This is a genomic window from Candidatus Zixiibacteriota bacterium (assembly GCA_014728145.1).
GTDB lineage: Bacteria > Zixibacteria > MSB-5A5 > JAABVY01 > JAABVY01 > WJMC01.
Genome location: WJMC01000045.1, coordinates 19,404 through 27,031 on the forward strand (window position 1 = coordinate 19,404; position 7,628 = coordinate 27,031).

Genomic DNA, 7,628 nt, shown 5'->3' on the forward strand with positions numbered 1-7,628 from the left:
CTGATTGAATGCTCAGAAGTTAAGCTGTGGTTTATCTCCCTTGATAACCTCACCGATCAAAACCGGGCGGTCGTCGCCTTCCATCCCGGAAAACAGGTCATCATCCGCACGCCTGTCGACCACGCATAGCAGGCCAATACCCATATTGAAGGCATGAAACATCTCGGCCGTTTCGACATTACCATGCTTTTGCAACAGGCCGAATATTTTCGGCACCTGCCAGCTTCCGGTATCGATGTGGAAAGTCAAACCAGCGGGCATAATCCGTGACAGGTTTCCCGCGATACCACCGCCGGTAACATGGGCGAATCCCCTTACAAATTCCCTTTCACGCAGGCCGGCGATGATGTCCAGATAGAGCTTGTGAGGAGTGAGCAGGGCATCGCCAATAGTATCACCGAGTTCATCGATGTAATGATCGGGTGCCCAACCGGCCGCCTCGAAAGCGATCTTGCGCGCCAGCGTATAACCGTTGGTATGGAGCCCGCTGGATCCGAAACCATAGATTTTATCTCCAGCCACAATATTCGCACCGTCGATAATTTTTTTACGGTCGACCAGGCCGACAATAAAGCCTGCCAGGTCGAATTCACCTTCATTATATATATCCGGCATCTCGGCTGTCTCACCCGCAATCAGGGCCGTGCCGGCGTTGCGGCACCCTTCCGCCAGACCACCCACGATCTCCTCAACCGTGCCCGGTTCCAGCCTGCCAAGTCCAATATAGTCCAGAAAATAAAGCGGTTGTGCGCCCATCACAGCAATATCATTGACACAATGATGAACTATATCCAGCCCGACCGTATCGTATTTTTTCAGCATGCAGGCGAGCTTGATCTTGGTCCCGACACCATCGGCCGAGGAGACCAGAACCGGTTCTTCGATCCCCTCGAACCGGCCGGAAAAGCATCCGCCAAAATGCCCGAAACCACCAATTACTCTGGCGTTATATGTGGACTCGATCAGTTTCTTGATTTTGCGCGTGGCCTCGTCGCCCCGTTCGATATCAACTCCGGCCTCGGCGTAGGTGAGATGTTTCTTTTCATTCATAGTAGTTTTGACTTATTGATTTCAACTTCGAATTTCATATCCAAATATTCAGCCGCACGGCGGCAGACTACCATGCGGGTTAAAAAGATCTCGAAGTACTCCATAACAGAAGATATCTCGGTGTCGATCTCGATTACCAGAGAGATGGTCTTTTTCTCCTGGTTGACATTCAGGAACGACGAACGGGCGGCGTAGTTGACCCGGTCATGAATGTCCTGTTTGATCAGTTCTGTCGTGCGCACCCGCGAGTAATGAACATCGGTCTTATCAGCCAGTATTACCGCGGCCGAGATAGCCGAGACAGGAGCACCATCTTTTTCATCGTGGTTGCCGATAGCCGACATGACTTCCGCGATTTCGGCTGGATTCATGCCCTTTCGGCGCAGGAGATCGAATGCCAATAAAGCGGCTGTCTGGGCATGGTAGTCGCGGTTGACGACATTGCCGAGATCGTGCATATAACCGGCGATCGCGGCTAATTGGCTCTCTCTTTCCGAGTATCCCAGCCTCTGCATGATATTATAGGCGATATTGGCCGAGAGACTGCAATGCCTCTCACCGTGCTCGGTGTAGCCGAGTTCATCCAGGTTGCTGTCAGCTTTGGCGATCAAGGCCCGGACTTCGGGATCATTCTTGATATCCTCGATCATCACATGATTCGTTTTTTTCGAGTTGACTGCCTTCATAATCCCTCAAAGCTAATTTTTTCAATCATTACGGTCAAGCGATTAATTGTCAGTATAATATTAATCCCATTACAACATATCGACAGGATCGACGTCGAGCGACAGGCGCACATTGCGCAGTTTTGACCTGAGATCGGTTTTTGAAAGCATTTGCTCAATGATATCGAGGGTTTTGAATACCGCCGTGGTCTTGATCAGTATCTGCCAGCGATAATTATTGCGCAGTTTAAACAGGGGAGCTCGTGAGGGTCCGAAGTATTCAAACACATTCTCAAAATGGTTCCGGTTTTGGAAAAACATATCAGCGATCCTGCCGACTGCGTCCTCGCCCTGGTTGATCGCGGGGGCTTTGAGATGCATCAGAATCAGATGGCAATGAGGTGGAAACAAAAGTTCCTCCCTGGCTTTCATCTCCTGTTCGAGAAACTCTTCCACTTTTTCTTCCTTGAGACCTGCAATAAAATCTTCATAGAGAGGAGAATGCTGGATTACGACCTGGCCCGGAAATTTGCCCCGACCGGCACGCCCGGAGGCCTGCAGGAGAAGCGCGAATGTTTTCTCCCGGCTCCTGAAATCCGGGAATTCCAGGTAGGAGTCAGCCGACAGGATTCCCATAAGGGAAACCCTGGGAAAATCAAAGGACTTGGCGATCATCTGCGTGCCGATCAAAATCCTGATTTTCCCGGCCCGAAAGTCATCCAGTGTTTTCTGCAAGCTTTTGCGGTCCGAGGCGCTGTCCAGGTCAATCCTGGCACAGGGAACATTTGGAAAGGCGACCTCTATTTCGTCCTGGAGCTTCTGGGTGCCGGTCCCGAAATACAGAAATGCCCGTCCCGCGCATTCTGGACACTTATCGGACCGGCCGGCTTTGTAGTCACAGAGATGACAGCGCAGGGAATTGTCCCCCTTGTGATAGACCAGTCCGACCGAACAGTTCGGGCAAGCATACGTGAACCCGCATTCCTCGCATTTGACCGTGGGAGCGAAACCGCGCCGATTCAACAATAGCATTACCTGGCCGTCGCTTTTCACGACCCGGTTTATACGGTCCAGAAGTTCCTCGGAAAGGCTCGTCCCGCTGGCGGTAAAACTGAACTCGACCGGATTGATCTGGGGCAGGGGACGGCTGTCCCAGCGCTGGCTCAGGCGCAGAAGCTTGTACTTACCAATTTCCGCGTTATGCCAGCTCTCCAGTGAGGGTGTGGCAGATCCCAGCAGAACCGGGCAGTTGAGTTGCCGGCCCATTATCAGCGCCAGATCGCGTCCATGGTAAGTCGGCGAGGACCCGGATTGTTTGTAGGAACTGTCATGTTCCTCGTCGACAATGATCAATCCCAGATCCCGCAACGGAGTAAACAGCGCCGATCGCGGACCGATTACCGCGCGGTAATTGCCCTCGCGAATATTATCCCAGATTTCAAGTCGCTGGTTCGGCTTGAGCCCGGAATGGATCCGGCAGACGAGGTTGCCCAGCCTGTTTTTCAGCTTGCGATAGAGTTCTTCTGAGGACGCGATCTCTGGAAGTGCCAGAAGTGCGCTTTTGCCGTTTCTGAGACAGTCCCAGACAAGCTTGAGGTAGACTTCGGATTTCCCTGAACCGGTTACACCAAACAGCAAAAACGGAACAAATTCCGATTTTTCGACCGTCTCGCGCACTGTCTCATAAGCGACCTGTTGTTGACTGTTTAAAATCATCTCCTGCGGATCAGAAAAACGGATTTTATGGATATCCTCGGAAACATCCGGAATACGGGCCTGAAAACCGACCTTGATCAGTTCAGCTTTTTCCAGCTCCGTCAGGTCTTTAAAAAACAGCTTGCCACCAAAATGTTTTTTCAATGTCGAGAGCTTGACCTCTTTGCGACCCGCCATGTACCTGATTATAACCTGCTGATGTTCATCGAGGCCGAGGTTTTCAATTTCTTTTTTTTCAATTAGCGAATAGACCTTGAGGCTGTCTGTCGATGTGTGTACTTTGAGCAGAAACAGGCTCAGAACCTCCTTGAGTGGCGCGCGGTAATACCTGCTGATCCAGCGTGCGATTTCGATTTTATCACGGCTTATTATTGGGCGATGATCAACAATTTCAGTGATTCGCTTTAACTGCCGGCCCTGGTTGTCGGAACATGAAACTACAAGCCCCAGCGCCTTACGCCTGCCGAGCGGAACCAGCACCCGCGTTCCGATCTCCGGATCAGAAATCACTCCTTCTGGGGGAAGATAACTGAGCGGTCCGGGCGGTCCGTTGAAAATTACGACATTTACAACCATGACAAAAATAAAGGGCAGTCCCTGTGACTGCCCTGACTTAACAGAAAGTTAAATTTAATCTTTATATTTACTGCATTTTTCGGCCGCCCTGTCGCGATCCTCGGGCTGATTCAGGCGAGTGTAGATAATCGCCAACTGACACCAGGCATCCTCGTAATCGGGATCGAGCTTGACCAGTTCTTCAAACGATTCGGCTGATTTTTCCCACTCCTCGACATAGAAGTAGCAGTTGCCCAGCCATTCCCAGGCGTCACGATATTCCGGCGAAATCTCAGTCACCTTCTTGAAATCTTCGGCCGCTGAATGATAAATGTCTCCCATTTCTTCGTTCAGAGAATCGACCTGCGACTGGTACTGCTTTTTACCATCGGCAATCGAATCACGGAAATCGTTGGCGACACGGCCGATATCAGCAGTTTTACGAATTTTGAAAGCTCCGCGGTTGTAGAGCACATCGGGCGATTCCGGGGTGATTTCGATAACTTCATTCAAAACTTCAATCGCGCTGTCGATGTCGCCGGTATTATGCTTGCAGATCGCCAGGTTGTAAAGCATATCCGCCCGGCTGGAAGGTTCCAGTTCCTGTTCGAGGATCTTGTTGAAATAGATCGAAGCTGAATCGAAATTGCCACGATTAAAATGAATCGTCGAGAGATTCGTTAAAAGACCAAGATCGGTGTCATTGTACTCAAGCGCTTTAATGTAACTCTCCATCGCCTTGGCAGTATCATCCAGCCTGAGATATGTCAGGCCCAGATTCACCCAGCCATTGGCGGAATCTGGCAGGATCTTGGTGGCGTCCTGAAAATATTCAAGAGCGTCCTCGAAGCTCTCCATAGATTCTTCCATGCATTCCACCTGCGCCATGGCATCCTCATATTCCTGACATTCCTGTTCTTCCTCGCGAGCATCCTGCAGAACTTTAACCCCGTCGTTATAAGTATTGATCCAGGTCGAGAACAGAATCTTCTCAATCTGCTCGGCATATTTATCATCTTCGCAGGTCTCTTTGACCTTTTTCTCGGTAGTTGTGTCACACAACGTCAGGATATAATTGAAATGATTCATCATCGAATCGACCAGGTTTTTCTCGGCGTAAATTGTCCCGAGGATATAATGGGCCTCGAGAGGCGGCCTGTCCGGATAGTAATGAATTGCTTCTTCGCATCTCTTCGCGGCCATCTTGAAATCTTTCGGGGTCAGGCCCAGATATATCTTGGCTGAACGGATATAGCCGTTGTAATTGAGACGTTTCTGGCTGACTGCTATGGACGACATCACGAACAGTATAACTACGATCAGTAAAATCAGTTTCTTCAATTGTTGTATCCTCCGTTTCTACTCTCTCAAATATTTTGAGAAGTTTAATACAGCACCTCTTTAAAGTCAAATCTTTTGACTATTTTTTGGTATGACTACCTGACGCGCCTGACCGTGTATTTTACTACCACTTCCTGGCCGGCCTCGACCGGAACCTTGAACTCGATAGTATTGGCATCAGGTCTCTGATATTCGAAATTGGAACTTTGAATTTCCCAGTCACGCGCATACAATTTTTCACGCACCAGTATCGTGACAGCTTCAGCTTCTTTGCGATTCTTCAGGCTGATTTCGATATCCTCTTCCTGCACCTGCTTGCTGACACGCCTTGAATCGATGACCTTGCGTTCCCCCACCAGATCGAAGGCATTGCCGAGATACAGATCGATCTTTTCATCGCGCGGAGTGTGATCGATCAGGTCTTCGCCCACGAATTCCATGGCACCATCGGAATCGCGTTTCATAATTCTCACTTTTCCGGCCGGAAGCGGCATACCGAGACCATTGGATTTAGAATTAACAAACTCCATGCTGACCTTTATGTCCCCCTGCGATCGGTTGCCTTCAAAAAGATAGATCTTCTTGACTAAAGTAACGGCCGGTTCGAACAGAGATATCTGCTTGATCTCGTTGTCGGCTATAGTAGTAGCGCGCGGGAGAGTGTACAGGTGGTATTCAAAGAAAGCCTTCTCCTCGAATCCGGGAGCGGCTTTAGCGGCACGTCCATAATCAGCTTCATAAGCGGCCATAAGAAATTCACGTTTGTCTTCGATGATATTGACATCGCCAGCCACCAGTTTCAGTTTCGCTTCAGGATAAGTCGCACCGGAATTATTCTCGATCGAGACCCATCCGGCAAGGCTCAAGTCGGTTTCATCTTCGGAAACCACCCCGACATATTCGGCATGCCAGTTCATACCTTTGGTCAGGTACGACACCTCCGCCTCATGCTTTCCAGCCAGGTCGGAATCGAGCAGCCAGACCAGAGTCGGTTTGGTAATCAGACCCTCTGGAAGACTGGGAAAACTGTAGCGGCTCAGCTTGTCGGTCATCAAAACCTGAAGACCGCCCGATGGTTTCATAAGGGTCACCGCTCCGCGGTTATGGGCCAGCAGTTTGCCGGAAAACATCTCACCTTTTTCATCGACCATCTCGATCTCGCGGTCGAGATATTTCTCGAGAATCTTGTTGAAGTCGACCAGGTCATAGCGATAGTTCTGCTCCAGGAGCGCAACCTTTTCCGGATTATCCATAAGCTTGAAATGCACCGAGGTCGGATCGATCCTGTCGGGGACATCGGTCAATGACAATTCAAATGCACCCTTTTTAAATTCGAGAGCGCGCTGATCTTTGATCAGGGCCAGATCCTGATTGTAGACAGTGACCGCGACCTCCGCAGAACTCGCAACCGCAAACATCATCAGAATAAAAATTATGCTAATAAGCCTGAATCTCATTATTTTCTCCTTTTCTCCCGCTTTCTGTTATTATACACAGATTAATCTTCGATATTCCCGATTATCTCCATTTGAGACGCTCAAGCAGTCAAAACATCAATTATGACATCGCTTTAGACTTGCCAAGAGGATTTAAATTCCAATACTTTCGATTATGCAAGTAAAAACATTAAAGCCATCCGATAAGCCCTCGCACATGTTGAAGGTAGGAAACAAAAGGGCAGGCGCGCTCGAAAAACATGGGATCGACACGATCGAGAAGCTACTGTATTATTTCCCACGCCGGTACCTCAACCGCACCAATATCAAGCCGATCAACCAGCTCAAACCGGGTGATAAAGTCACCCTGATCGGCCAGATCCGGGCCACCGGCGTAATCCCCGGGAGGAAACGCAGGTTCGAGGCAATCCTCGATGACGGCAGTGGCCACCTGAACCTGGTCTGGTTTGGCAGGGCAGGCTATATCAAAAATTCTATCAAGAAAGGGGCGGTACTTTCGGTTACAGGCGAAGTCAAGGATTTCTACGGTCTCCAGATAGTCCACCCCGAGTTCGAACAACTGGGTGACAAGGAAGATGCCGAAAACCTCCTGCACACCGCCGGTATAGTCCCGCTCTACAGCTCCGGTTCTGTCCTGGCAAAAGTCGGTCTGACCAGCCGTGGATTTCGCAATATCATCCGTGAAGCTCTCGATCGATGCGGGCACCTGATGCCGGAATTCATGCCGGAATTCATCTTAAAGGAACTGACACTGCCAGAGATAGCCGAAGCGCTGGAGCAGATCCATTTTCCCGAGGATGAAACCCGCCTCGAGACCGCCCGTCAGAGATTAGCTTTTGAGGAG

At 49.9% G+C, this 7,628-nt stretch carries 6 protein-coding genes; 1 reads left to right on the forward strand and 5 read right to left on the reverse strand.

The genetic code is table 11. The features are described 5' to 3' along the window. Positions 1-12 precede the first annotated feature (12 nt). The 5 genes from GF404_02685 to GF404_02705 form a co-directional block, all read right to left on the reverse strand. Positions 13-1,050, reverse strand: coding sequence for a phosphoribosylformylglycinamidine cyclo-ligase (locus tag GF404_02685; protein ID MBD3381083.1), 1,038 nt, complete (start codon positions 1,048-1,050; stop codon positions 13-15). After that, entirely contained in the window at positions 1,047-1,736 is a 690-nt protein-coding gene (locus GF404_02690) for an HD domain-containing protein (GenBank protein MBD3381084.1), read from the reverse strand. Before GF404_02690 ends, GF404_02685 begins: the two co-directional genes overlap by 4 nt. Positions 1,737-1,805: 69 nt before the next feature. Then, on the reverse strand, positions 1,806-4,007 hold the full coding sequence (priA, locus tag GF404_02695) for a primosomal protein N' (protein ID MBD3381085.1): 2,202 nt from the start codon (positions 4,005-4,007) through the stop codon (positions 1,806-1,808). Positions 4,008-4,061: 54 nt separating this feature from the next. Continuing rightward, positions 4,062-5,327, reverse strand: coding sequence for a tetratricopeptide repeat protein (locus GF404_02700; protein MBD3381086.1), 1,266 nt, complete (start codon positions 5,325-5,327; stop codon positions 4,062-4,064). Positions 5,328-5,422: 95 nt separating this feature from the next. Next, positions 5,423-6,784, reverse strand: coding sequence for a DUF4139 domain-containing protein (locus GF404_02705; protein ID MBD3381087.1), 1,362 nt, complete (start codon positions 6,782-6,784; stop codon positions 5,423-5,425). 154 nt (positions 6,785-6,938) lie between these two features. Here GF404_02705 and GF404_02710 point away from each other — a divergent pair. Further along, positions 6,939-7,628 (forward strand): ATP-dependent DNA helicase RecG (locus GF404_02710; protein MBD3381088.1); only part of this gene is annotated, 690 nt, incomplete at its 3' end.